Annotated in this window: 26 protein-coding genes; 12 read left to right on the forward strand and 14 right to left on the reverse strand. The window is 70.9% G+C overall.

The features are described from left to right. Positions 1-4: 4 nt before the first annotated feature. The gene (locus ACR9Y5_RS18115; protein ID WP_481299271.1) at positions 5-778 is read right to left on the reverse strand and encodes a polyprenol monophosphomannose synthase; all 774 of its coding nucleotides are present in this window, start codon (positions 776-778) and stop codon (positions 5-7) included. A 149-nt stretch (positions 779-927) separates the two neighbouring features. Here ACR9Y5_RS18115 and trhO point away from each other — a divergent pair, with 149 nt between their 5' ends. Together trhO and ACR9Y5_RS18125 are read left to right on the forward strand one after the other, a co-directional pair. Continuing rightward, positions 928-1,815, forward strand: coding sequence for an oxygen-dependent tRNA uridine(34) hydroxylase TrhO (trhO, locus tag ACR9Y5_RS18120; RefSeq protein WP_481299272.1), 888 nt, complete (start codon positions 928-930; stop codon positions 1,813-1,815). A gap of 102 nt (positions 1,816-1,917) precedes the next feature. Next, positions 1,918-3,504, forward strand: a complete 1,587-nt coding sequence (locus ACR9Y5_RS18125; RefSeq protein ID WP_481299273.1) for a Na+/H+ antiporter — start codon at positions 1,918-1,920, stop codon at positions 3,502-3,504. A gap of 22 nt (positions 3,505-3,526) precedes the next feature. On the opposite strand, the gene ACR9Y5_RS18130 is transcribed toward ACR9Y5_RS18125, so the two are convergent. Next, positions 3,527-4,969, reverse strand: coding sequence for an LssY C-terminal domain-containing protein (locus tag ACR9Y5_RS18130; protein ID WP_481299274.1), 1,443 nt, complete (start codon positions 4,967-4,969; stop codon positions 3,527-3,529). Between the two features lie 45 nt (positions 4,970-5,014). Between ACR9Y5_RS18130 and ACR9Y5_RS18135 the strand changes: the two genes are divergently transcribed. The 3 genes from ACR9Y5_RS18135 (at position 5,015) to ACR9Y5_RS18145 (ending at position 7,335) form a co-directional block, all read left to right on the forward strand. Further along, positions 5,015-5,791 (forward strand): isocitrate lyase/PEP mutase family protein, encoded by a 777-nt coding sequence (locus tag ACR9Y5_RS18135; protein WP_481299275.1) that lies wholly within the window; start codon positions 5,015-5,017, stop codon positions 5,789-5,791. A gap of 85 nt (positions 5,792-5,876) precedes the next feature. Next, positions 5,877-6,899, forward strand: a complete 1,023-nt coding sequence (locus tag ACR9Y5_RS18140) for an MDR family oxidoreductase (RefSeq protein ID WP_481299276.1) — start codon at positions 5,877-5,879, stop codon at positions 6,897-6,899. A 37-nt stretch (positions 6,900-6,936) separates the two neighbouring features. Beyond that, positions 6,937-7,335, forward strand: coding sequence for a DUF1304 domain-containing protein (locus ACR9Y5_RS18145; protein ID WP_481299277.1), 399 nt, complete (start codon positions 6,937-6,939; stop codon positions 7,333-7,335). A gap of 71 nt (positions 7,336-7,406) precedes the next feature. Here the strand turns inward: ACR9Y5_RS18145 and ACR9Y5_RS18150 are convergent, their stop codons facing one another. Beyond that, positions 7,407-8,684, reverse strand: coding sequence for an FAD-dependent oxidoreductase (locus ACR9Y5_RS18150; protein WP_481299278.1), 1,278 nt, complete (start codon positions 8,682-8,684; stop codon positions 7,407-7,409). Between the two features lie 23 nt (positions 8,685-8,707). On the opposite strand from ACR9Y5_RS18150, the gene ACR9Y5_RS18155 reads away from it, so the two are divergent. Further along, entirely contained in the window at positions 8,708-9,097 is a 390-nt protein-coding gene (locus ACR9Y5_RS18155) for a DUF1304 domain-containing protein (RefSeq protein WP_481299279.1), read from the forward strand. A gap of 27 nt (positions 9,098-9,124) precedes the next feature. On the opposite strand, the gene ACR9Y5_RS18160 is transcribed toward ACR9Y5_RS18155, so the two are convergent. Beyond that, on the reverse strand, positions 9,125-9,511 hold the full coding sequence (locus tag ACR9Y5_RS18160; protein ID WP_310132954.1) for a hypothetical protein: 387 nt from the start codon (positions 9,509-9,511) through the stop codon (positions 9,125-9,127). Positions 9,512-9,616: 105 nt separating this feature from the next. Here ACR9Y5_RS18160 and ACR9Y5_RS18165 point away from each other — a divergent pair, with 105 nt between their 5' ends. The 6 genes from ACR9Y5_RS18165 (at position 9,617) to ACR9Y5_RS18190 (ending at position 14,568) form a co-directional block, all read left to right on the forward strand. After that, on the forward strand, positions 9,617-10,798 hold the full coding sequence (locus ACR9Y5_RS18165; protein ID WP_481299280.1) for an ROK family transcriptional regulator: 1,182 nt from the start codon (positions 9,617-9,619) through the stop codon (positions 10,796-10,798). Positions 10,799-10,937: 139 nt separating this feature from the next. Continuing rightward, positions 10,938-11,726: a substrate-binding domain-containing protein gene (locus tag ACR9Y5_RS18170; protein WP_481299281.1), complete on the forward strand. Its 789-nt coding sequence runs from the start codon at positions 10,938-10,940 to the stop codon at positions 11,724-11,726. Beyond that, on the forward strand, positions 11,723-12,052 hold the full coding sequence (locus ACR9Y5_RS18175) for a D-xylose-binding protein (RefSeq protein ID WP_481299282.1): 330 nt from the start codon (positions 11,723-11,725) through the stop codon (positions 12,050-12,052). Before ACR9Y5_RS18170 ends, ACR9Y5_RS18175 begins: the two co-directional genes overlap by 4 nt. A gap of 128 nt (positions 12,053-12,180) precedes the next feature. Further along, the gene (locus ACR9Y5_RS18180) at positions 12,181-13,011 is read left to right on the forward strand and encodes an ATP-binding cassette domain-containing protein (RefSeq protein WP_310135038.1); all 831 of its coding nucleotides are present in this window, start codon (positions 12,181-12,183) and stop codon (positions 13,009-13,011) included. Positions 13,012-13,061: 50 nt separating this feature from the next. Next, the gene (locus ACR9Y5_RS18185; RefSeq protein WP_481299605.1) at positions 13,062-14,285 is read left to right on the forward strand and encodes a sugar ABC transporter permease; all 1,224 of its coding nucleotides are present in this window, start codon (positions 13,062-13,064) and stop codon (positions 14,283-14,285) included. 46 nt (positions 14,286-14,331) lie between these two features. Continuing rightward, entirely contained in the window at positions 14,332-14,568 is a 237-nt protein-coding gene (locus ACR9Y5_RS18190; protein WP_481299283.1) for a hypothetical protein, read from the forward strand. A 141-nt stretch (positions 14,569-14,709) separates the two neighbouring features. On the opposite strand, the gene hemL is transcribed toward ACR9Y5_RS18190, so the two are convergent. From hemL to ACR9Y5_RS18240, 10 genes are all read right to left on the reverse strand, one after another. Then, the gene (gene hemL / locus ACR9Y5_RS18195) at positions 14,710-16,029 is read right to left on the reverse strand and encodes a glutamate-1-semialdehyde 2,1-aminomutase (protein WP_481299284.1); all 1,320 of its coding nucleotides are present in this window, start codon (positions 16,027-16,029) and stop codon (positions 14,710-14,712) included. Next, positions 16,017-16,943 (reverse strand): porphobilinogen synthase, encoded by a 927-nt coding sequence (gene hemB, locus ACR9Y5_RS18200; protein WP_481299606.1) that lies wholly within the window; start codon positions 16,941-16,943, stop codon positions 16,017-16,019. The genes hemL and hemB overlap by 13 nt, the downstream gene beginning before the upstream one ends. 100 nt (positions 16,944-17,043) lie before the next feature. After that, positions 17,044-17,382 carry a hypothetical protein gene (locus ACR9Y5_RS18205; protein ID WP_481299285.1) on the reverse strand — a complete coding sequence of 113 codons (339 nt, stop codon included), beginning with the start codon at positions 17,380-17,382 and terminating at the stop codon, positions 17,044-17,046. A gap of 153 nt (positions 17,383-17,535) precedes the next feature. Further along, a complete protein-coding gene (locus ACR9Y5_RS18210) occupies positions 17,536-18,345 on the reverse strand; it encodes a uroporphyrinogen-III synthase (protein WP_481299286.1) in 810 nt (269 codons plus the stop codon). Next, positions 18,342-19,343: a hydroxymethylbilane synthase gene (gene hemC / locus ACR9Y5_RS18215; protein ID WP_481299287.1), complete on the reverse strand. Its 1,002-nt coding sequence runs from the start codon at positions 19,341-19,343 to the stop codon at positions 18,342-18,344. The genes ACR9Y5_RS18210 and hemC overlap by 4 nt, the downstream gene beginning before the upstream one ends. After that, positions 19,340-20,527 (reverse strand): ferrochelatase, encoded by a 1,188-nt coding sequence (locus ACR9Y5_RS18220; RefSeq protein ID WP_481299607.1) that lies wholly within the window; start codon positions 20,525-20,527, stop codon positions 19,340-19,342. The genes hemC and ACR9Y5_RS18220 overlap by 4 nt, the downstream gene beginning before the upstream one ends. Before the next feature lie 5 nt (positions 20,528-20,532). Beyond that, positions 20,533-21,264: a hydrogen peroxide-dependent heme synthase gene (hemQ, locus tag ACR9Y5_RS18225; protein ID WP_481299288.1), complete on the reverse strand. Its 732-nt coding sequence runs from the start codon at positions 21,262-21,264 to the stop codon at positions 20,533-20,535. 49 nt (positions 21,265-21,313) lie between these two features. Further along, a complete protein-coding gene (locus tag ACR9Y5_RS18230) occupies positions 21,314-21,529 on the reverse strand; it encodes a DUF3618 domain-containing protein (RefSeq protein WP_481299289.1) in 216 nt (71 codons plus the stop codon). After that, a complete protein-coding gene (locus ACR9Y5_RS18235) occupies positions 21,519-21,938 on the reverse strand; it encodes a phage holin family protein (protein ID WP_481299290.1) in 420 nt (139 codons plus the stop codon). The genes ACR9Y5_RS18230 and ACR9Y5_RS18235 overlap by 11 nt, the downstream gene beginning before the upstream one ends. Positions 21,939-21,973: 35 nt before the next feature. After that, positions 21,974-22,294, reverse strand: a complete 321-nt coding sequence (locus tag ACR9Y5_RS18240; protein WP_481299291.1) for a hypothetical protein — start codon at positions 22,292-22,294, stop codon at positions 21,974-21,976. Positions 22,295-22,300 lie beyond the last annotated feature (6 nt).

Genomic DNA, 22,300 nt, shown 5'->3' on the forward strand with positions numbered 1-22,300 from the left:
CAGGCTACGCCCGAGCCACGGGCTCCGCCGTCCGCGCCGGGGTGCGCTTGCGGAACCGGCGCGGGAGGCCGGTGACGCCCCACAGGGTCACCCGCAGCATCGCCTCCACGACGATGCCGCCGCCCATCTTCGATGCGCCGCGCTCACGCTCCACGAACATGATCGGAACCTCCACGATCGACAGGCCCGCGTCGTACGCACGCCGCGTCATGTCGATCTGGAAGCAGTAGCCCTGACTCTCGGTCCGGTCGTACTGCAGCGCACGCAGCGCCTCGGCGGTGAACACGCGAAACCCGCCGGTGACATCCTTCACCGGGAGCCCGAGAGCGATCCTCGAGTACGCACTGCCGCCGCGGGAGATCGCGCGGCGACGCGCCGGCCAGTTCACCACCCCGCCGCCGTCGACCCAGCGGGAGCCCAGCACCACATCCGCACCCGGGCGGTCGACGCCACGCAGTGCAGCCAGCAGGCTCGGCAGCTGCTCCGGCTGGTGGGACCCGTCCGCATCCATCTCGACGACCGCATCGAAGCCGGCATCCAGCGCCCAGGTCATCCCGGCGCGATAGGCCGCCCCGAGGCCCTCCTTGCCGGACCGGTGCATCACATGCACGTTCGCGTCGGTCGCCGCGAGCGCATCCGCCAGCTCTCCCGTGCCATCCGGGGAGCCGTCATCGACCACCAGCACTTCGGCCTCCGGCACCGACGCCCGCACACGTCCCACGATCGAGCCGATGTTCTCGCTCTCGTTATAGGTGGGGATGATGACCAGGGTTCGCACGACCCGCCTTTCTGTCAGGGGCGCGCCCCACGGACCTCATCCACACTGTCCTAGGAGTCTGAACAGCAGGCGAACGACTCTTCCGGCGCTCACAGGCTCCACGATCCTACGATCCGGGCGCGACGGAAAGGCTCGCCTACGATGAACCGGTGGCCGTGCCGAAAGTGATCCTCTTCTACGTCTTCGCGCCGCTGCCCGACCCGGAGGCCGTCCGGCTGTGGCAGCGCACCCTGTGCGAAGCCCTCAACCTGCGCGGCCGGATCCTGCTCTCCGCGCACGGGATCAACGGAACGCTGGGCGGCGAGCTCGACGCGCTGAAGCGCTACCTGCGGGTCACCAAGGAGTACGCGGCCTTTCGCGCACTCGACGTCAAGTGGAGCGAGGGATCCGGCCTCGATGCGGACAATATGAGCCTCGACTTCCCGCGGCTGTCGGTGAAGGTCCGGGAGGAGATCGTCTCGTTCGGCGCCCCGGAGGAACTCCGGGTGGACGGGAACGGGGTCGTCGGAGGCGGCACCCGCCTCGCTCCGGAGGAGCTGCACGAACTGGTGGAGCGACGCGACGACGTTGTGTTCTTCGACGGCAGGAACCGCTTCGAAGCGAGCGTCGGCCGCTTCCGCGACGCGATCGTGCCCGAGGTCGACAACACACGCGAGTTCGTCCAGGCGCTCGACAGCGGGACATACGACCACCTCAAGGAGCGGCCCGTCGTCACCTACTGCACCGGCGGGATCCGCTGCGAGGTCCTGTCGTCGCTGATGCGATCGCGCGGGTTCCGTGAGGTGTACCAGCTCGACGGCGGAATCGCCCGCTACGGCGAGGCGTACGGCGACGACGGGCTCTGGGAGGGATCGCTCTACGTCTTCGACGGCCGCGGCTCGCTCACCTTCAGCGATCACGCTGCGATCATCGGTGTCTGCGCGACCTGCGGAGCGGCCACGAGCCGCTTGCGCAACTGCCCCGACCCTGCGTGCCGCGAGCAGCTCGTCGTGTGCGAGAGCTGCGACACCGCGGCCTGCGCGCGCCACACGGCCTGACGACCCGGCGGTGGATCGTCCACATCGCCGACGGCGAACGCGTTCTCCACCGGCTCCGGGAAATCTTGGCGCGCATCTTGCGTTGCGGCCATCATGAACAGCATGGATCCGGTCACCACCATCGTCTGGATCGTGTCGTTCGTCCTCGTCACGGTCACCGTCACGGGCCTGTCCCGGCGGGTGGGATGGTCGGCGCCGGTCGTGCTGGTGTTCGTCGGTGCAGCGGCGTCGTTCGTTCCGGGCGTGCCGACGGTGGCCCTGGAGCCCGAGGTGGTGCTGTTCGGTCTGCTCCCTCCGCTCCTGTTCGCCGCCGCGATCCAGACCTCCATCGTCGACGTCCGCGCAAGGCGCGACGGCATCCTCCTGCTCTCGGTCGGCCTCGTCGCCTTCACCGTCGTCGTGGTGGGCTTCACGACCTTCCTGGTGGTCCCGGCCATCACCCTGGCGGCGGCGTTCGCGTTCGGGGCGGTGGTCGCGCCCACCGACACGGTCGCGGTTCAGGCGGTCGCCGGGCGCGCGCGGCTTCCCCGACGGCTCGTCACCGTGCTCGAAGGCGAGAGCCTGCTCAACGACGCCACGGCGCTGGTCGCCCTGAACGCGAGCATCGCGGCGATCGTCAGCATCGTGAACCCGTGGGCCGTGGGCGGCGACTTCGTGCTCGCCGTGGTGGTGGGCGTCGGCGTCGGTCTCGGAGTGGGTCTGCTGCTCGCGATCATCCGCAAACAGCTGCGGTCGCCGGTGCTCGACACGTCGCTCGCGCTGGTGACCCCGTACCTGGCGTTCATCCCGTCGCAGTTCCTGCACGGGTCGGGCATCCTCTCGGTGGTCGTCGCCGGGCTCTACCTGGGGTACCGCTCTCCGACGATCCAGACGGCCGAGGCGCGGATCGCGGAGACGATCAACTGGCGCACGGTCAGCTTCCTGCTCGAGAACGCGGTCTTCCTCTTCATCGGGCTGGAGCTGCGGTCGATCCTGTCCGCGGCGTTCACGTCGGGCATCACGGTGCCGCAGACGATCGTCATCAGCATCGTCGTGCTGATCGCGCTCTTCCTCGCGCGGTTCCTCTGGATGATCGGGACCACGACGCTCTACCGGTACGGTCCGCGGCGACTCCGCGAGCGCGGCTGGTCGTGGCCCACGGGGATCGCCGTGTCGTTCGCCGGCATCCGCGGCGTCGTCACCCTCGCGGCCGTGTTCCTGCTGCCGGAGCAGACACCGCACCGCGAGTTCCTGCAATTCCTGGCATTCGTCGTCGTGGTCGCGACGCTGCTCGAGGGGCTGGCTCTGCCGTGGGTGATCCGGCGGCTCAAGCTGCCGCCACCCGACTTCGCGCAGGAGGCGAGCGAGATGCAGCGGCTGCTGGCGGAAGCGCAGTCCGCCGGTCTCGAGCACCTGGAGTCGCAGGTCACCGGCGATGAGGACGAACGCGTCATCGAACGGCTGCGCATCAACGCCCTCTTCCTCTCGGACGCACTCGAGAATCCGGCGAGCGATGAGGCCGCCGACCTGCCGCTCGAGTACCGGAGGCTCCGGCGCACCATGATCGTGGCCGAACGCGAGGCTGTGCTCGAAGCGCGAGCGGAGGGGCGCTACCAGGAGCCGGCGGTGCGGTCGGTGCTGGCGTTCCTGGATGCGGAGGAGACGGCGCTCAAGGCGGGAGGGACGGATGGAAAGAAGTCGCTGAACTGAGCAGCGCAGCGACGCATCCCGCTCAGCGCACCACGGTGTCGTCGCCGGGCGCGTCCATCGCGGCGAGCGCGCCGGGGGTCGGGACGGCGCCCGCGCCGGGGACGACGCGGCCCGGACGCTGCCGGAGGTCGCGCGGGCGGCGGGCCCACAGCCGTGACCGCTTCGACGAGAGGGCGAGCACCACGAGGATGTCGAGCGCCAAGCCGAGGAGGTTGTTCCGCAACGACACCTGCGGGCCGCCGTTGAAGAAGTCGATCGCGGACAGCACGATGATCAGGGTGCTGTACGACATCGCCGCGATCCGCGCCCAGTTGCTGCCGAAGTAGATCAACAGTGCGAGGACGAAGTAGAGCACGAGTCCGGCAGCGAAGACCCCCATGGCGATGCCGAGCACGAGGCTCGCGGACGCCTGCTCGGCCGGGCTCACCGCCCCGGCGGCCAGCTCCGACCGGACGAACCGCTGCCAGTCGAGGACGTTCAGCACGATGTACCCGACGCCCGCGAGGATGCGCAGCAACATCAGCAGCACACCCAGCGTCGTCGGCACCGGCCGGCGCTGCACCAGCGCGAGCCGGCGCGCATCGGCGTCGGCGGCGACGGAGACCCCTTCCGCGTCCACGACGACCCGGGTCAGGTCCACCACGGGCAGGTCGCCGTCCGTCTCGATCGTGTCCCCGCCGCCGTTGCGCGCGTGGTAGCCGGTCGAGAAGTCCCGGATGACGCTCACCTCCACGCCGATGCCCGCATCCATCAGGGTCGCCACGATGTGATCGCGTTCGATGTCCGTGTTCGCGTCGATCTTGTGGGTGATCTGAAGCGTGAACAGCGAGAAGCCGACCGAGCGATCGAAGGTCCCGGCGGCCAGCCAGTCAACCCGACGGCCGCCCGGAAGCAGCCAGCCCTCGGGGCACCGCCAGAACCGCACGTGATGTCGTTTGGCCGGGTTGCCCTTCACCTCCTGCTGGTAGGCCACATCCTGCTGGCGCCCGAACAGGAACAACGGGCTCACCGGCGCCTCGTCGTAGCTGCGGCGCAGCAGCGTCCCGACGATGATGCGCCAGCTCGAGCGGGCGGTGACGTCGTCCGCGCGCGTCCAGCCGGCCTGACGCATCGCATCCTCCAGCTGTGCCTCCGAGCCGAGCAGCGCCAGGTTGATCGGGTCGCCCAGCAGCCCGTCGCTGGTCCGCGCCCGCCCGATGAAGTAGTCGGGCACGTAGATCTCGGTGAGGATGCGGTGCAGTCGCGGCAGAACCAGGTAGGCGAGCACGACCCAGAACAGCACGAAGAACAGGATCAGGAACCAGCCCCACTCGAAGCTCTCCGTCAGCACCAGCCACGCGAGCCAGACCGCCGAGAGGCCCCCGACCACGAAGAAGAGGTAGTCCAGCGTGGAGCTCCGCGAGGCGCGGCGGCGGGGTGCCGAACGGCTCTTCGGCACCTCCTGCAGCTCCCCCGTGCGGGCCATGGCGCCATCCTAGAGCCCGCGATCTCCGCGACGTAGGGTGAGCCTATGACCAGCATCCAGGCGCGCGGCGCCGAACTCCGCCGGCTGCACGAAGCACCCGAACTCCTCCAGGTCGTCAACGTCTGGGACGCGATCACCGCCCGCGTCATCGCCGACCTCCCCGACACCCGGGCGCTGGCGACGGCGAGCCACTCCATCGCAGCGACCCTGGGCTACGAGGACGGCGAGAACATCCCGCTCGACCTGATGCTCGACATGGTCGGCCGGATCGTCCAGGCCACCGACCTCCCGGTGAGCGCCGACCTCGAAGGCGGCTACGGCGACGCCGGCGAGACCATCCGGCGCGCCATCGGCGTGGGCGTCGTGGGCGCCAACCTCGAGGACCGGATGCGCCCCTTCGACGACGCCGTCGCCGAGGTCCGCGCCGCCATCCGTGCAGCGGAAGCCGAAGGCGTCCCCTTCGCGCTCAACGCCCGCACCGACGTGTTCGTCCGCAACGCCTTCCCCACCGACGACGAGAAGATCGCGGAGGCGGTGCGGCGCGGCCGCGCGTTCCTCGACGAGGGTGCGACGTGCGTGTTCGTCCCCGGCAAGCTCGACGAGCGGACGGTCGAGCGCCTCGTCGGCGGCCTGGGGGCCCGGAAGCTGAGCGTCATCGCGGTTCCCGGATCGCTCGCGCCCGCGCGGCTGCACGAACTCGGGGTGGCGCGCGTCTCGTACGGTCCGTGGTCGCAGCGGGTCGCCCTCACCGCGCTGAGGAACACGGCGCTCGAGCTCTACGCGGGCGGGGCGCTGCCCATCGGCACGCAGCCGCTCAACTGAGGCCTCCGGTGGTTGGGAGACGCGCCCCGCAACCCTCCTCACGCGCGCCCGCGGACGCCCCGAACGTCCGGCGTAGGCTGACGTCATGAGCGATTTCCGCGCCATCGTGATCGAGCAGCAGGTCGACGGCGGGCGGATCACCGCCCACAGCGCGGAGGTGCGGCGGGTCGACGACGCGTTCCTCATGCCGGGCGATGTGACGATCGCGGTGGAGTTCTCCGACCTCAACTTCAAGGACGGTCTCGCCATCGCCGGCCGCCCCGGGGTGGCGCGCACGTCGCCGCTGATCCCGGGCGTCGACGTGGTCGGGACCGTGCAGCAGTCGCGCGATCCCCGGTGGCAGCCGGGCGACCGCGTGGTGCTGAACGGCGCCGGGCTGGGCGAGTCCCACCACGGTGGACTCGCGGAGCGGGCGCGCCTGGACGGAGCCGCGCTGGTGCGCATCCCGGACACGCTGACCTCCGAGCAGGCGGCGGCGATCGGGACGGCCGGTTTCACGGCGATGCTCGCCGTCCTGGCGCTGGAGCGGAACGGGATCGACCCCCAGGAGATCGCCGACAGCGGGAGCAGCATCCTGGTCACCGGGGCGGCCGGCGGGGTCGGTTCGGTCGCGGTGGCCCTTCTCGCGAAACTGGGTTACCCCGTCACCGCCTCCACTGGTCGCGCCGACGAGGTGCGCGACTACCTGACGGACCTCGGCGCGACCACGATCATCGACCGCTCCGAGCTCGACGCGGCCGGCAAGCCGCTGCAGTCGCAGCGCTGGGCGGGCGCGGTCGACTCGGTGGGCAGCCAGACGCTGGCGACCGTGCTCGCGCAGACCCGCTACGGCGGAGTGGTCGCGGCCTGCGGCCTCGCGCAGGGACCGGACCTGCCGGCGACGGTGCTGCCGTTCATCCTGCGGGCGGTGACCCTCGTCGGGATCAACTCGGTGGAGGCTCCTGCCGCGCTCCGCGAGACCGCGTGGCGCCGCCTAGCCACCGACCTCGACGAGGAGTCCCTCGCCGCGATGACACGGTTCGTGGCGCTCGCGGACGCGATCCCGGCGGCGGCGGACATCCTCGCCGGGCGACTGCGCGGACGCACGGTCGTCGACGTCCGCGGCTGATCCCGAAGGCGGGTGGACCCGTCGGTATGCTGACGCCATGATCGTCCTCGCCACCGTCGTGGTCACCCTCGCCGCCGCGCTGCACATCGCCATCTTCTTCATGGAGAGCGTCGCCTGGACCCGGCCGTCCGTGTGGCGCCGCTTCAGGCTGGCGAGCCAGGCGGCGGCGGACACGGTGCGTCCGATGGCGTACAACCAGGGGTTCTACAACCTGTTCCTGGCGATCGGCGCAGTGGTCGGGCTCATCCTCTACGGCGTCGGGCAGCATGCGGCGGGCCTCGCGCTCATCATCTTCACCACGGCCAGCATGGTCGCGGCCGCAGTCGTGCTCGTGACCACCGGTCGCGGCTACGTGCGCCCGGCGCTCATCCAGGGCATCCTGCCGCTGCTCGGCCTGGTGCTGCTGCTCGTCGGGCCGGCGACCGGGCAGAGCTGACCGGGCAGAGCTGACCGGGCAGAGCTGACCGGGCAGAGCCGATCGGGCAGAGCCGACGGGGCCGAGCCCGCTCAGCGCAGTTCGGGTGCGACCGACTCCGGCCGCAGTCCCCGCCCGATGAGCCGTGAGCTCACCCTCTGCACCACCGGGGTCGCCGCGGCGAGCGCCAGGCGCAGCGGGGCTGGCAGCGGATGCGGGAGCAGCCGCACGCCCTCCGGCCGCGAGATGAAGCGGTGCGCGGCGAGCTGGATGCGCTGCATGGCGGCGACCGGGGGCGTCCGCCGTCGCTGGATGCCCTCCAGCAGCCGCAGGTCCACCTCGCCCGCCGCATCCGCCGCGGCCTCATCCGCCCCCGCGGTCGCATCCGGCACCGGGCCCAGCTCGCGCAGCGTCGCCGTCAGCGCGTTGGCCGTCGCCACCGCATCCTGGATCGCGTAGTTCACGCCGACGCCGAAAGCGGGTGACATCGCGTGCGCCGCATCCCCGATGGCCAGGAAGCCGCGCCGGAACCATCGCGGCAGGCGGTCGATCTGCACGCTCAGCAGCTTCACCTGATCCCACTCGGTGATCGTCTCGAGCGCCCCACGCAGGTGCGGCGCCGCGCCGGCCACAGCCTCCCGGAACGCGCCCAGCCCGGACTGCCGCAGCCCGTCGAACCCGCCCTTCGGGATGATGAGGCCCGCCTGCACGTAGTCCTGGCGCTCGATCGTGACCACCATGCCGCCGTCGCCGACGTACGCCAGCGTGTGCGGCGACGCGTCGTCGGGCTTCGGGAGGCGGAACCACAGGACATCGATGGGGACGCCCGACCGCCGCGGACGCAGCCCCGCCGCTGCGCGCAGCACGGAGTCCCGGCCGTCGGCCGCGACCACGAGCCGCGCCCGGATCTCGAAGGGGCCGTCCGGTCCCTGCGCGAGCACGCCGCGGACCGCGTCACCGTGGCGGATGAGGTCCGTCGCCTGGGTCTCCATCAGCAACCGGAAGTTCGGGTGCCGTGCGGCATCCTGGGCGAGGAAGGTCAGGAAGTCCCACTGCGGCGCCAGCACGAGGAAGTCGTCGGGCGCTCCCAGCCGGCCGAAGTCGATGGGATGGAGGCGGTTCCCGTTCACCACCACGTCGAGCGTCCGGATGCCCGTGTGCGGCAGGCCGAGGAACGCCTCGCGCAGGCCCAGCTCCCCCAGCACCCCGATGGTGGACGGATGGATGGTGTCGCCGCGGAAGTCTCGGAAGAAGTCGGCGTGCTTCTCCAGCACCACCACGTCCACGCCGTTGCGGGCGAGGAGCAACCCCAGCATCATCCCGGCCGGTCCGCCGCCGGCGATCACGCACGTCGTTCGCACGGTCTCCATGATCGGCAGCGTATCCTCCCGCCATGGCCATCATCGCCAGCATTCTGATCGCAGCGGCGGCGATCGTCCATCTCGCGTTCTTCGCCATGGAGAGCGTGCTGTGGTCGTCGCCCGGCGTCTGGCGGCGATTCGGCGTCCGCTCCCAGCGCGATGCGGACGCCGCGCGGCCGATGGCGTACAACCAGGGCTTCTACAACCTGTTCCTCGCCGGGGGCTCGGTCGTCGGGCTCGTGCTCTACTGGACGACGCTGCGCCAGGTCGGCTTCGGGCTGATCTTCTTCTGCGGCGTCTGCATGGTGCTGGCGTCGCTCGTCCTGCTCACGACGGACCGCCGGTTCTGGCGCGCCGCTCTGCTGCAGGGTGCGCTCCCGCTGGTGGGCCTCATCCTGTTCGTGATCGCCGAGAACACCTGACCACGCCGGGATCGGGGATGCGCCGGGTCAGTCGATGACGCCGCCGTCGGTGGCCAGCTCGCTGCCGTCCACCCGCAGCGCCTCGACCAGCCGTGCCGCGTGGGGGGTCGACACGATGATGCGCGAGTACTCCTCGCCGTCGAGGTCGATGACGACCGCGGCCCGCTGCTTGCCCTTGATCAGCAGGAAGTCCTTGCCGCCGTGGAACTTCCACGTGCCGAGCGACAGGGTGAGCGGGACGGCCGCTCCGGGGGCGCGGATGCCGCGGATCCAGATCCACGGGTCCTCGGTGATGGCGACCGAGCGGATGCTGTCGCGCGGGACGACGACATCCTCGCGCTTCACGGCCAGCACCTTCTCGGCCCGCGTGAGATGGATCTCCAGGCGGTCGGGGTGCACGTGCAGGTCGGCCATAGCTCTATCCTGCCAAGGCGCGGGCGCCGGCGCGTCATAGGAATCTCACAAAGCCATCACATTCGTCGGAGATCGACCCGTCCGCAGCCATGTATCCTTCTCGTCGTGGCAGCGCAGCGACGAACTCCGGGTTCGCAGACTTCACTTCGTGAAGCCAACCGAGCCCGCATCGTCGACGCCATCAAGAAGCACGGAGGCCTGACGCAGGTCGAACTGGCCGGTGCGACGGGGCTCTCCCCGGCCACCGTGTCCAACATCGTCAAGGAGCTCTCGACCTCCGGGGTGCTGCACACCGCGCAGAGCATCCGCTCGGGCCGCCGCGCCCAGCACGTGACCCTCGCGCACGCTCTCGGGCTCGTGGTCGGCGTGCACTTCTCGACCCGTCACCTGCGGGTCGCGCTCGCCGATGTGGCCCACACCGTCGTGGCCGAGAACCACATGCCGCTGGCGCGGGACCACCGGGCCGACAACGAGCTCGACAAGGTGTCGCTGCTGCTGAACGACATGCTCGAGTCGGTGGATGCGTCCCGCAGCGACCTGCTGGCGATCGGCATCGCCGTGCCCGCCCCGATCGACCGGGCGACCGGGACCATCGCCCGCAGCGGGATCATGCGCGGCTGGGACGGGGTCGCGATCGCCGAGTCGATGGAGCGGCGCATCAAGCGCCCGGTCTTCATCGACAACTCCGCCAACCTGGGGGCGCTGGGCAAGTCCCGGTTCGGCGCGGGCCGCGGCAAGAGCAACACGATCACGCTGGACATCGGCGACGGGATCGGCGCAGGCCTCATGCTGAACGGCCAGGTGTACCGCGGCAACCACGGCGTCGCCGGCGAGTTCGGGCACACCACGATCCGCGAGAACGGACCGCTCTGCCGCTGCGGCAACCGCGGGTGCCTGGAGGCGCTGGCGGGCGGGCCGGCCATCCTGGAGGAGCTGCGCGATCACCTCGGCAGCCTGAAGCTCGGCGACGTGGTGCTGCAGGCGATGGCCGGGGATGCCCGGTGCATCCGGGCGATCGCCGACGCGGGCCGGCACATCGGCGTGGCGACCGCGAACCTGTGCAACCTCCTCGACCCCGAACGCGTGATCGTCGGCGGCGAGCTGGCGCGCGCCGGCGAGCTCCTCCTCGGCCCCCTGCGCCATGCCGTCGAGCGCTCGATCATCGTCAATCCCGACCTCATGCCGGACATCGTCCAGGGGCAGCTCGGGACCCGCGCGGCCGCCCTCGGCGCCGTCGCCTACGCGGTCGACTGCGTGGCCATCTCGTCCGACGGCATCTCGTACTGAGGACGCTCCGGCAGTGTCCCCCGAACCGGGCGCGAACCGTTACGCAATCGGTTGGCTTCAAGTCTTGACGCCAAAAGGCCGCACCTGGGACACTCGACCCAGCCGCCAACGAAGGCGGTCCCGAATCGGAGGTTTTTCAATGAAGATCGCCACCAAGAGAGCGGTCATCGCGTCGGCCGCGATCCTGCTCACAGCCGTCACCCTCACAGCGTGTTCCAACGGTTCCGGAAACAGTTCGGGTGGAAGCACCAAGGACGCCGCCAACGCACAGATCGGCCTCCTCCTCCCCGACTCCGTCACGGCCCGGTACGAGGCCGCGGACAAGCCGTTCTTCGAGGCCAAGGTCAAGGAGCTCTGCTCCGGCTGCAAGGTGCTCTACGCGAACGCCGACGGCGACGCCAGCAAGCAGCAGCAGCAGGCGGAGTCCATGCTGACCCAGGGCGTCAAGGTGCTCGTGCTCGACCCGTTCGACGGCGAGGCGGCCGCCTCCATCGTCGGCGAGGCCAAGGCGAAGAACGTTCCGGTCATCTCCTACGACCGCCTCATCAACAGCCCCGACAGCGACTACTACATCTCGTTCGACAACGAGAAGGTCGGGCAGCTGCAGGGTCAGGCGCTCGTCGACAAGCTGAAGAAGGACGGCGTGCCGTCCGGTGCCGGCATCCTGATGGTGAACGGTTCGCCGACCGACAACAACGCGACGCTGTTCAAGAAGGGCGCGCACAGCGTCATCGACTCCAGCGGCTACAAGGTGCTCGCCGAGTTCGACACACCCGGATGGGACCCGGCCAAGGCCCAGGACTGGGTGTCCGGCCAGGTGTCGCAGTTCAAGGACCAGATCAAGGGCGTCTACGCGGCGAACGACGGCACCGGTGGTGGCGCGATCGCGGCCATGAAGGCTGCCAACGTCAACCCTCTCCCCCGGTGACCGGTCAGGACGCGGAACTCGCGGGCATCCAGCGGATCCTCGCCGGTGACCAGTACATGACGGTGTACAAGGCCCTCAAGCCGGAGGCCGAGAAGGCGGCCGAGCTCGCCGTCGACCTGACCAAGGGCGACAAGCCGAAGGGTGACACCACCGTGAACACGGCGGGCGGCGCGGCGATCCAGTCGTTCCTGCTCACCCCGGTCGCGGTCACGACGGACAACATCGAGAGCACGGTGGTCAAGGACGAGTTCTACGGTCCCGACTCCGCCTCGAAGATCTGCACCGCCGACTACAAGGCCGACTGCGAGAAGTACGGCATCAAGTAACCCCGCAGGACGATCCCGGCCCGGGATGCCCCTTTCGTTCGGAAGGGTGCATCCCGGGCCGGGTGGTTCCGATCTAGCCTGAGAACAGGAAGCATGCTGCGCACAGCTCGAAGGAGAACGCCGTGACCATGGAATCCGCCATCGTGGACGAGGAGCGGTCGACCCGCCGGCCCGTCCTCTCCCTCCGCGGGGTCTCGAAAGGGTTCGGCGCCGTCCAAGCGCTCACCGACATCCACCTCGACGTCTACGCCGGAGAGGTCGTCGCCCTCGTCGGCGACAACGGCGCCGGAAAGTCGACGCTCGTCAAGATCCTCGCCGGGGTGCACCCGCAGGATGCGGGGACGATCGAGTTCGACGGCCAGGAGGTCTCGATCCCGTCGCCTGCCGCATCCCGCGAGCTCGGCATCGCGACCGTCTTCCAGGACCTCGCCCTGTGCGACAACCTCGATGTGGTCTCCAACCTCTTCCTCGGTCGTGAGATCACGAAGGGCACGCTCGACGAGGAGGAGATGGAGAAGCGCTCGTGGAGCCTGCTCCGTCAGCTCTCCGCGCGCATCCCCTCGGTGCGCATCGCGGTCGCGTCCCTTTCGGGCGGCCAGCGGCAGACCGTCGCGATCGCGCGGTCGCTGATCGGCGACCCGCGCGTCGTCATCCTCGACGAGCCGACCGCAGCGCTCGGCGTCGCCCAGACCGCCGAGGTGCTCAACCTCATCGAGCGGCTGCGCGAGCGGGGCCTCGGCGTCATCCTGATCAGCCACAACATGGCCGACGTGCAGGCCGTCGCGGACCGCGTCGCGGTGCTGCGGCTCGGCCGCAACAACGGCGACTTCCGCGTGCCGGAGGTCAGCTACGAGGACATCATCTCCGCCATCACCGGCGCGACGGACAACGTGGTCGTCCGCCGTGCCGAGCGCCTCATGGAGGCCGAAGAATCCGCAGAACGGAGCCCCGAAGCATGACGAAGGCAGGACAGACGACGGCGTCCTCCGCCGCCGAGACACCGGCCGAGATGGCGGCCGACCTCCAGGACGAGCGACTCATCCGCGAGGAAGGCCTCGCCGGCGCCGTACGCGCGTTCGGCCGCCGGGTGCGCGGTGGCGACCTCGGATCGCTCCCGGTGGTCATCGGGCTGGCCGTGATCTGGGTCGTGTTCCAGATCCTCAACCCGAACTTCCTGAGCGCCAACAACCTGGTCAACCTGACGCTGCAGTGCGCGGCGATCGGCACGATCTCGATCGGGATCGTGCTCGTGCTGCTGCTCGGCCAGATCGACCTGTCGGTCGGCTCGGTGAGCGGTGTGGCCGCGGCCATCCTGGGCGTGGGCTTCACGCAGCTGCACTGGCCGCTGTGGCTCACGGTGATCGTCGCCATCCTGGCCGGCTCGGCGATCGGCCTGCTCTACGGGTTCCTGTTCACGCGGTTCGGCGTGCCGAGCTTCGTGATCACCCTGGCGGGTCTCCTCGGCTTCCTCGGCCTGCAGCTGTGGATCCTCGGCGCGAACAGCTCGATCAACATCCCGTACGACTCGTGGATCGTGAAGTTCGCGCAGCAGTGGTTCCTCCCTCCGTGGGCGGCCTACGCGCTGGCGGTCATCGCCGCGGGCGGGATGTTCTTCTCCGACTTCCGTCGCAACGTGCGCCGCCGCAACGCCGGGCTCTCCGAGGGCTCGATGACGGTGGTCGCGGTGAAGGCCGTCCTGCTGCTCGTCGGCCTCTGCATCAGCGTCTGGTACCTCTCGACGGACCGCGGGACCGGGGCGATGTTCCTGTTCTTCGTGATCCTCGTGATCGTGATGAACTTCCTGCTCACCCGCACCCGCTGGGGCCGCTCGGTCTTCGCGGTCGGCGGCTCGGTGGAGGCGGCCCGGCGCGCCGGCATCCACGTCAACCGGGTGTTCATCAGCGTGTTCATCCTCTGCTCGACGTTTGCGGCGGTCGGCGGCCTGCTCGCGGCGGCGCGACTGGCGTCGGTCGGCGCGGGCTCGGGCGGCACCGACACCAACCTCAACGCGATCGCGGCGGCCGTCATCGGCGGCACGAGCCTCTTCGGCGGACGCGGCTCGGCGTGGTCGGCGCTGCTCGGCATCCTGGTCATCCAGTCGATCTCGAACGGCCTGACGCTGCTCAACCTCGACTCGTCGTACCGGTTCATGATCACCGGCGCGGTGCTGCTGCTCGCGGTCATCATCGACTCGCTGTCGCGGCGCTCGCGGGAGTCGCACGGCCAAGCCTAGGGACCTTCCGGTCCCGCACCCGAGGCGGGCGTGGGAAAGTGGTGGGATGACCCGGACCACCACCTTCCGCGCCCGCCTTCTGCGTTCCGGCGCGGAGCCGCAGACGGTGACCGTGCGGTCGTCGTCGGACGCGCCGCCGCGCACCCTCCGGCGCGCTGCGGGAGGTGGCGGGACGCTCAACTTCGACGTCTACGCCCTGCTCGACGCGGACGGGTGGCCCGCCTCCGCCACGTACACCTTCGTCGAGTCGCTCTCGCGCGAGCCCGCCGCCCCCGACGCCTAGCCCCGCCCCCTCCCTCTCCTCCCCTCCCTCCCCTCCCCGGATACGTCTCCGTCGAGGTGCACGTTGTTGTGGTCGACACGCCGCGGGAGTGCGCAACAAGGTGCACCTCGGCGAAAAGGGGATCGCGGGAGGTGGGGCGGGTCAGGCGGCGGGGGGTGTGGCGGCGGACGCGGCCCGGGCGGCCTCGGGGAGGGCGTCGAGGATGCGGGCGACGGCCGCGTCGTCGTGCGCGGCCGTGACGAACCAGGCCTCGAAGACGCTCGGCGGGAGCGAGACGCCCTGGTCGAGCATCGCGTGGAAGAACGCGCGGTAGCGGTACGCCTCCTGGCGCCGGACCTCCGCGTACGTCCGCGGCGCCTGCGGGTAGTCGCCGAAGACGAAGCTGAACAGGTTGCCCGCCCGCTGCACGCGGTGGGCGACGCCCGCGGCGCCGAGCGCGTCCGAGACGCCGCTGGAGAGTGTGGCGGCCACCTCGTCCAGCCGCTCGTAGACCGCCGCGTCGGCATGGGCCAGCGTGGCAAGGCCCGCAGCGACCGCGACGGGGTTACCGGACAGCGTGCCCGCCTGGTAGACCGGGCCGGCGGGCGCCAAGAAGTCCATGAGCTCCGCGCGTCCGCCGAGCGCCGCCAGTGGCATCCCGCCGCCGATGACCTTGCCGAACGTGACGAGGTCCGGCGTGTAGCCGCGGTCGAGGCCCCAGTAGCCGGCCGGGCTCACCCGGAAGCCGGTGAGCACCTCGTCGAGGATGAGGAGGGCGCCGAACTCGTGGGCGAGCTCGGCGAGGGCCGCATTGAACCCGTCCTCCGGAGGCACCACACCCATATTCGCCGCCGCCGCCTCGGTGATCACCGCGGCGATGTCGGGGCCCTGCGCCTCGAAGACCGCGCGGACCGCATCCAGGTCGTTGTAGGGCAGCACGATGGTCTGCGCGGCCGTCGCCTCCGTCACCCCGGCCGAGCCGGGGAGGGCGAGGGTCGCGAGGCCCGAGCCGGCCTCGGCGAGCAGGCTGTCCGAGTGGCCGTGGTAGTGGCCGGCGAACTTGATCAGCAGCGGGCGCCCGGTGAACCCGCGGGCCAGGCGGATCGCGCTCATCGTGGCCTCGGTGCCGGTCGACACCAGCCGCAGCTTCTCGACGAAGGGGACGCGCCCGATGACGGCCTCGGCCAGCTCGGTCTCCGCCGGGGTGGATGCGCCGAACGACAGGCCGCGCGCAGCAGCCTTCTGCACCGCCTCCACGACGGCGGGATGCGCGTGACCCAGGATGGCCGGACCCCACGACGCGACGAGGTCGACGTACTCGCGCCCTTCGGCGTCCGTGACATACGGGCCGCGCGCCGACACCAGGAACCGCGGCGTCCCGCCGACCGACCCGTAGGCGCGGACCGGCGAGTTCACGCCGCCCGGGATGACGCGCTGCGCCCGCTCGAACTGCTGGAGGTTCACATCGGTCATCGCAGCCATCCCGCCACTTCGGTCGCCCAATAGGTCATGATCGCGTCGGCGCCCGCACGCTTGGCGCCGACCAGGGTCTCGTGGATGATACGGTCGCGGTCGATCCAGCCGTTGGCCGCCGCGGCCTCCACCATCGCGTACTCGCCGGACACCTGGTACGCCCACACGGGGACGTCGCTGATGGCGGCGACGTCGCTCAGCACGTCGAGGTAGCTCAGCGCCGGCTTCACCATGAGGATGTCGGCACCCTCCTCGAGGTCCAGCCGCGCCTCGCGCAGGCCCTCGCGACGGTTCGCCGGGTCCTGCTGGTACGCGCGGCGGTCGCCGGAGAGCTGGGAGTCGACGGCCTCGCGGAACGGCCCGTAGAAGCCGGACGCGTACTTGGCCGCGTAGGCCAGGATCACGACATCGGCGTGCCCGGCGTCGTCGAGGGCGTCGCGCACCGCGGCGACCTGGCCATCCATCATCCCGCTCAGCCCGAGCAGCTGCGAACCGGCCTCCGCCTGGGCGACGGCCATGTCGCGGTAGCGGAGCAGGGTGGCGTCGTTGTCGACGTGCCCGCGGTCGTCCAGCACGCCGCAGTGGCCGTGGTCGGTGAACTCGTCGAGGCACAGATCGGTCTGCACCACGAGGGCGTCGCCGACCTCATCGGAGAGCACCCGGGTGGCGACGTTGAGGATGCCGTCCGGGTCGGTCGCGGCGGAGCCGACGGCGTCGCGCGTCTCCGGCACGCCGAAGAGCATCAGCCCGCCGACGCCGGCCTCCGCGGCCTCGTTCGCGACGCGCTTCAGCGAGTCGAGGCTGTGCTGCGAGACGCCGGGCATCGATCCGATGGGGACGGGCTCCGTGGCACCCTCGCGCACGAAGAGCGGGAGGATCAGCTCGGCGGGGTGGAGGCGGGTCTCCGCGGTCAGCCGGCGCATCGCCTGAGACTGCCGCAGCCGTCGGGGACGGATGACGGGATGCAGTTCACTCACTCACATGAGCCTACGCCCGCGTGGCTGAGGGTGTTCCGAGCGCTCGTCAGCCGTTCTGGTCCGGCTGAGCGAGATAGCGTTCGCGCACCTCGGACTGATCGCGGAGCGTGGCGTCGTACTCCTCCTCCAGCTCACCGACCCTGCGGCCCGCGGCCACCACCTTCCCGTGGGCGGTGTCCGATGTGCTCTGCAGCGCTTCGCGGAAGCCGGAGTCGTCTGCCACATCGTAGTGCGCGGCGAAGCTGTAGAACACCTCTCGCACCTGTTCGACCCGGTCCCGGTAGTAGCGGATGTACTCCTCGGCGCGCTCGATCCGCCGTCGCGCACTGGCGCGCTCGCCATCCTGCGCATCCTCCAGCTCGTGCAGGGATCGGTACGTCACCATGCGATTCCGCCAGGACGATCGCGGACTCGCTGAGCTTCACGGCAGCGTTCTTGGCGTGGACGAGGGGCGGCACCACACGGACGGCTCGAAGGGCCGTCCCTCAGACAGACGTGGCGTCCGGCCCGCCATGACGCTTCGGCACGATTTTCGGGGTCAGTAGTCGTCGTCGTCCGACGTGTCGACCGCGCGCGAGAGAGCGACCTGCACGACGGCGTCGATGAGGGATGCGGCGGTGCGCTCCGCCGCGATGACGTCGACCCGCAGGCCGAAGGCGCGGGCGTCGCGGGCCGTCTGCGGACCGATCGCGGCGATCAGCGTCGATTCGGGCACCGGACCGAGCTGCTGCTCCACCTGCTCGGCCACCGAACCGCTGGTCACCAGGATCGCCTGGAACAGTCCGTCGCGAACCTCCGCGACCACGTTCTCGGGCACCGGGACGCCGACCGTGCGGTACGCGACGACCGACTCCACGTCGTGGCCGATCCGGCGGAGGCCTTCGGTGAGCAGCGGCTTGGCGATCTCGGACCGGAGCGTGAGCACGCGCAGCGGGAAGGCGCCCTGGGTCGCCGCCTCCCACTCGGCGAGCAGCCCGCGCGCGGAGTTGTCCTCGGAGGGCACCAGGTCGACGTGGTAGCCGGCGGCCGCGAGCGCGGCCGCGGTCGTCTCGCCGACGGCGGCGACGCGGGTGCTCGGCGGCACAACCGCACGCTGCGAGCTGAGCACGTCGACCGTGGTGGCGCTGGTGACGGTGATCCAGTCGAACTCACCGTTCGCGAGGCGCGCGAGGGCGGCCTCGAGGGCCGGCGCGTCCGCTGTCGGGGCGAAGTTGATCATGGCGGCGACCACCGGGGATGCGCCCTTCGACCGCAGGTCGGCGGCGACGGAGTCGCCCCACGGACCGCCGCGCGGCACGAGCACGCGCCACCCGGCGAGCGGTTTCGGGGTCGGAGCCGTGTTCGTCATCGCGAGCTCCCCAGGGGCGCCAGGTCGGCGGCGCCGGCATCGAGCAGTTCGGCGACGACGCGAGCGCCGACGTCGCGGGCGGCCTCGTCGAGGTGGGCGGCGCTGAGCGAGTCGGGCGTCGCGGCGTGGGAGGCCGTCAGGTGCTCCGAGCCGTCGGGCCGGTACACGGTGGCGGTCAGGAAGAGCAGGCCGTCGTCGACGAGCGCGGTCGCGCCGATCGGGGCTGCGCATCCCGCTTCGAGTCCGGCGAGCACGATGCGCTCGGCGACGACCGACGCATGGCTCGTGACGTGGTCGACGGCCGAGAGCGCCCGGGCGATCGGGCCGCGGCCCTTCTCGTCGCCGGCGCGGACTTCGAGGGCGAGGGCACCCTGGCCGGGTGCGGTCGGCATGAGCGAGAGCGGGAAGTAGTCGGTCACCGCGTCGAGGCGGCCCAGCCGGCCGAGGCCGGCGGCCGCGAGCACCACCGCGTCCAGCTCGCCGGAGGCGACCATCCCGAGGCGGGTGTCGACGTTACCGCGGAGGTCGACGATGTCGAGGTCCGGGCGCTGCGCCTTCAGCTGGGCGACGCGGCGCGGGGATCCGGTGCCGACACGGGCGCCCTCCGGGAGCGTCTCCAGGGTGAAGCCGTCCCGGGCGCACAGGCAGTCGCGGGCGTCCGCGCGCTTCGGGATCGCGCCGACCACGAGCCCGGGCGCTGCGGCGGTCGGCAGGTCTTTGAGCGAGTGCACGACGAGATCCACGTGCGAGGCGACGAGGGCATCCCGCAACGCCGTCGCGAACACGCCGGTGCCGCCCAGCTGCGCGAGCGATTCGCGAGAGGTGTCGCCCTGGGTCGTCACCGTGACGAGCTCGACGTCCGCGCCCGTGGCGCGGGCGATCGACTGGGCGACCGCGGTCGTCTGCGCGACCGCCAGGGCGCTGCCGCGCGTGCCGATGCGCAGCACGCCGTCGCGGCGCTCGGCCGCGCCGTCGACCCTCGTCACGGTCCCGGTCACGGCGCCAGTCCCGCAGCGGCCGGCTTGAAGCCGAGCCGGACGTTCTCGCAGCATCCCGGTCGGCACACGTCGTACCACGGGCCGAGCGCCGTGACGGCCGGGCGCTGGTCGGCCGGGACGGCGTCGCGCCGCTCGAGCACCAGGTCGACGAGGCCCTTCACGTAGGCGTGGTGGGTGCCGGGGGTCGGCACCCGGACGGCGACCAGGCCGTTCTCGTCGCTGGTCTCCATGGCCTCGTTGTCGAGGTCCCAGAGCACCTCCATGTGGTCGCTGACGAAGCCGAGCGGAACGATGACGACCGCTTTGACACCCAGAGCGGGAAGCTCGGCGATCCGGTCGTTGATGTCCGGCTCCAGCCACGGCATCGACGGCGGCCCGGAGCGGGACTGGTAGACCAGGTCCCACCCGACGGTGCCGCCGGTCGCAGCCTGCGTGACGACCTCGGCGACGGCGAGGTGCTGCGCGGCGTAGGCCCCGCCCTCCCCGAAGCCGCGCGATGCGGGCCCGGATTTGGCCGCGTCGGTGGACGGGATGGAGTGCGTCGAGTACAGGATGCGCACCTCGGTCGCCGGGTCGAGGCCCGGGAGCTTCTGCTGCAGCTCGTCGATGGCGGTGCGGACGCCCTCGATGAACGGCTCCACGAAGCCCGGGTGGTCGAAGAACTGGCGCACCTTGTCGATCTGGATCCGTCCCGTCAGTCCGGTCGACTCCAGCGCGGCCGCGAAGTCCTCGCGGTACTGGCGGCAGCTCGAGTAGGACGAGTACGCGCTGGTCGCGATGGCGATGAGCTTGGTGAACCCGCGCTCGTCGGCCTCGCGCAGCGCGTCGGCCAGGTACGGGTCCCAGTTGCGGTTGCCCCAGAGCACCGGCAGGTCGATGCCGCGCTCGGCGAGCTCCGCCTCCAGGGCCGCCTTCAGCTCGCGGTTCTGGTCGTTGATCGGGCTCACCCCGCCGAAGTGGCGGTAGTGGTGCGCGACCTCCTCGAGGCGCTCCTCCGGGATTCCGCGCCCGCGGGTGACATTGCGGAGGAACGGGATGACGTCGTCCTGGCCCTCCGGGCCGCCGAAACCGGCCAGCAGGATGGCGTCGTACGCCGTCGGCTCGGTGACGTGCTCCGGGCCGGACGCTGCGGCCGGGGTGGCGTCCAGCACCCGCTGGGTGGTCTGCGCGTCGGTCGCCCGCACGTCGGTCACTGGAGTACCTCCACGACCTCGGCCGCCTCGATGCGGCGGCCGGTGAAGAACGGGACCTCTTCGCGCACGTGCCGGCGGGCCTCGGTGTAACGGAGCTCGCGCATCATGTCGACCAGGTCGGTCAGCTCGTCGGCCTCCATCGGCAGGATCCACTCGTAGTCGCCGAGGGCGAACGAGGCGACCGTGTTGGCGAGCACGGAGCGGAACGCGGCGCCCTTCCTGCCGTGCTCGGCGAGCATCTTGCCGCGCTCCTCGTCGGGCAGCAGGTACCACTCGTAGCTGCGCACGAACGGATACACGCACAGCCAGTTGCGCGCCTCCTTGCCCCGGAGGAAGCCGGGGACGTGGGACTTGTTGAACTCGGCGTCGCGGTGGACGCCCATGGCGTTCCACGTCGGGAGCAGGCTCTTCAGGAGGCGCGTGCGGCGCAGCTGACGGAGGCCCCACTGCAGGGTCTCGGCCTCGGGACCGTGCAGCCAGATCATCAGATCGGCGTCGGCGCGGAGGCCGGAGACGTCGTAGAGCCCGCGGGTGGTCACCCCCTGCAGCTCGATGTCGGCGATGACGCCTTCGAGCTCGTCGACGAAGGTCGGCACGTCCGTGCCGTCGAGGTCGTCGGGACGCGCCGGGTCGCGGCGCAGCACGGCCCAGAGGGTGAAGCCGGTCGGGTTCTCGTCGGGGGTGTCGGGGGCGGACGACTCTGCCGGAACGGCAGCCGGGGTACTCATACCCACAGTCTCCCTCCGAAACCTGGGAAGGCCAAAAACGGGCCGGCGCTCACCGCCGGACGAGGAGCACGATGCCCCAGACGGCGCCGGCCACCGCGGCGACGGCCCCGACCGCGAGACCCGCGAGGGCGGCCGGGTTGTCCTTCTGGAGGCGCTGGATGCGCTCCCTCGCTCGCTTGGGCACGTTCAGCTTGTACTCGATGGCGTCCACGGTCGCGGCCAGCTCGGCGCGCGCCCGGTCGACGTCGCTGCGGTCAGTTGTCATACTTGCCCAGCCCCTTCAGCGCGTCCGCGTCCTCTTTGATGCTGTCGATCGTCTGCGACGGCGCGATGCCGTCCATCTTCTTGAACGAGCGCATGCCGACGAGGGCGAGCACGACGGCGATCACGACCAGCGCGCCGAACACGATCAGCGCGGCCGCCCAGGCGGGAAGCGCGACCGCGATGCCGAGGATCGCCGCCGCGATCAGCGTGCCGAGGGCGTGGAACGCCAGCAGCGCAGCACCGATGAGCAGCCCCATGCCGACTCCGGCATATTTGGCCTTCTCGGCGAACTCCGCCTTGAGATGGGCGAGCTCCGCCTTCAGCAGCCCGACGAGCTGTTGCGGCAGGTCGGAGACCAGCTGCCCCAGGGACTTCGCCCGTGCGCTCTCGGGCCGTACCGGGTCGGTCATCGCGTCTCCCCTCGTCGCTTCCGTACAGTACTCCGTCAGGAGGCCGACGGGCCTGGGCCGTCTGCGGCCCGGATGGCCGTCTCGGCGGCCGGCGACCGGTAGGGGGCCCGTGCCTCGCGGCGGCGCTCGTTGGCGCGCACCACGAACTTCTTGATCGTCACGTAGACGGTCTCGGGGAACTCGCCGACCTTGTCGGCCACGAAGTCCTCGACGGAGTGCACCTGCTTCTGCACCCCGGGCGACTCCCAGACCTTGGCGGCCGCCGCCTTCAGCTGCTCGTAGCGTTGGCGACCGGCCCGCGCGCCGAGCACGTAGCCCACCGCCGCTCCGGTGACGAAGAGGATCTTGCCGCGCATTCCGTC

The organism is Leifsonia sp. KNZ13-11D (genome assembly GCF_056754895.1).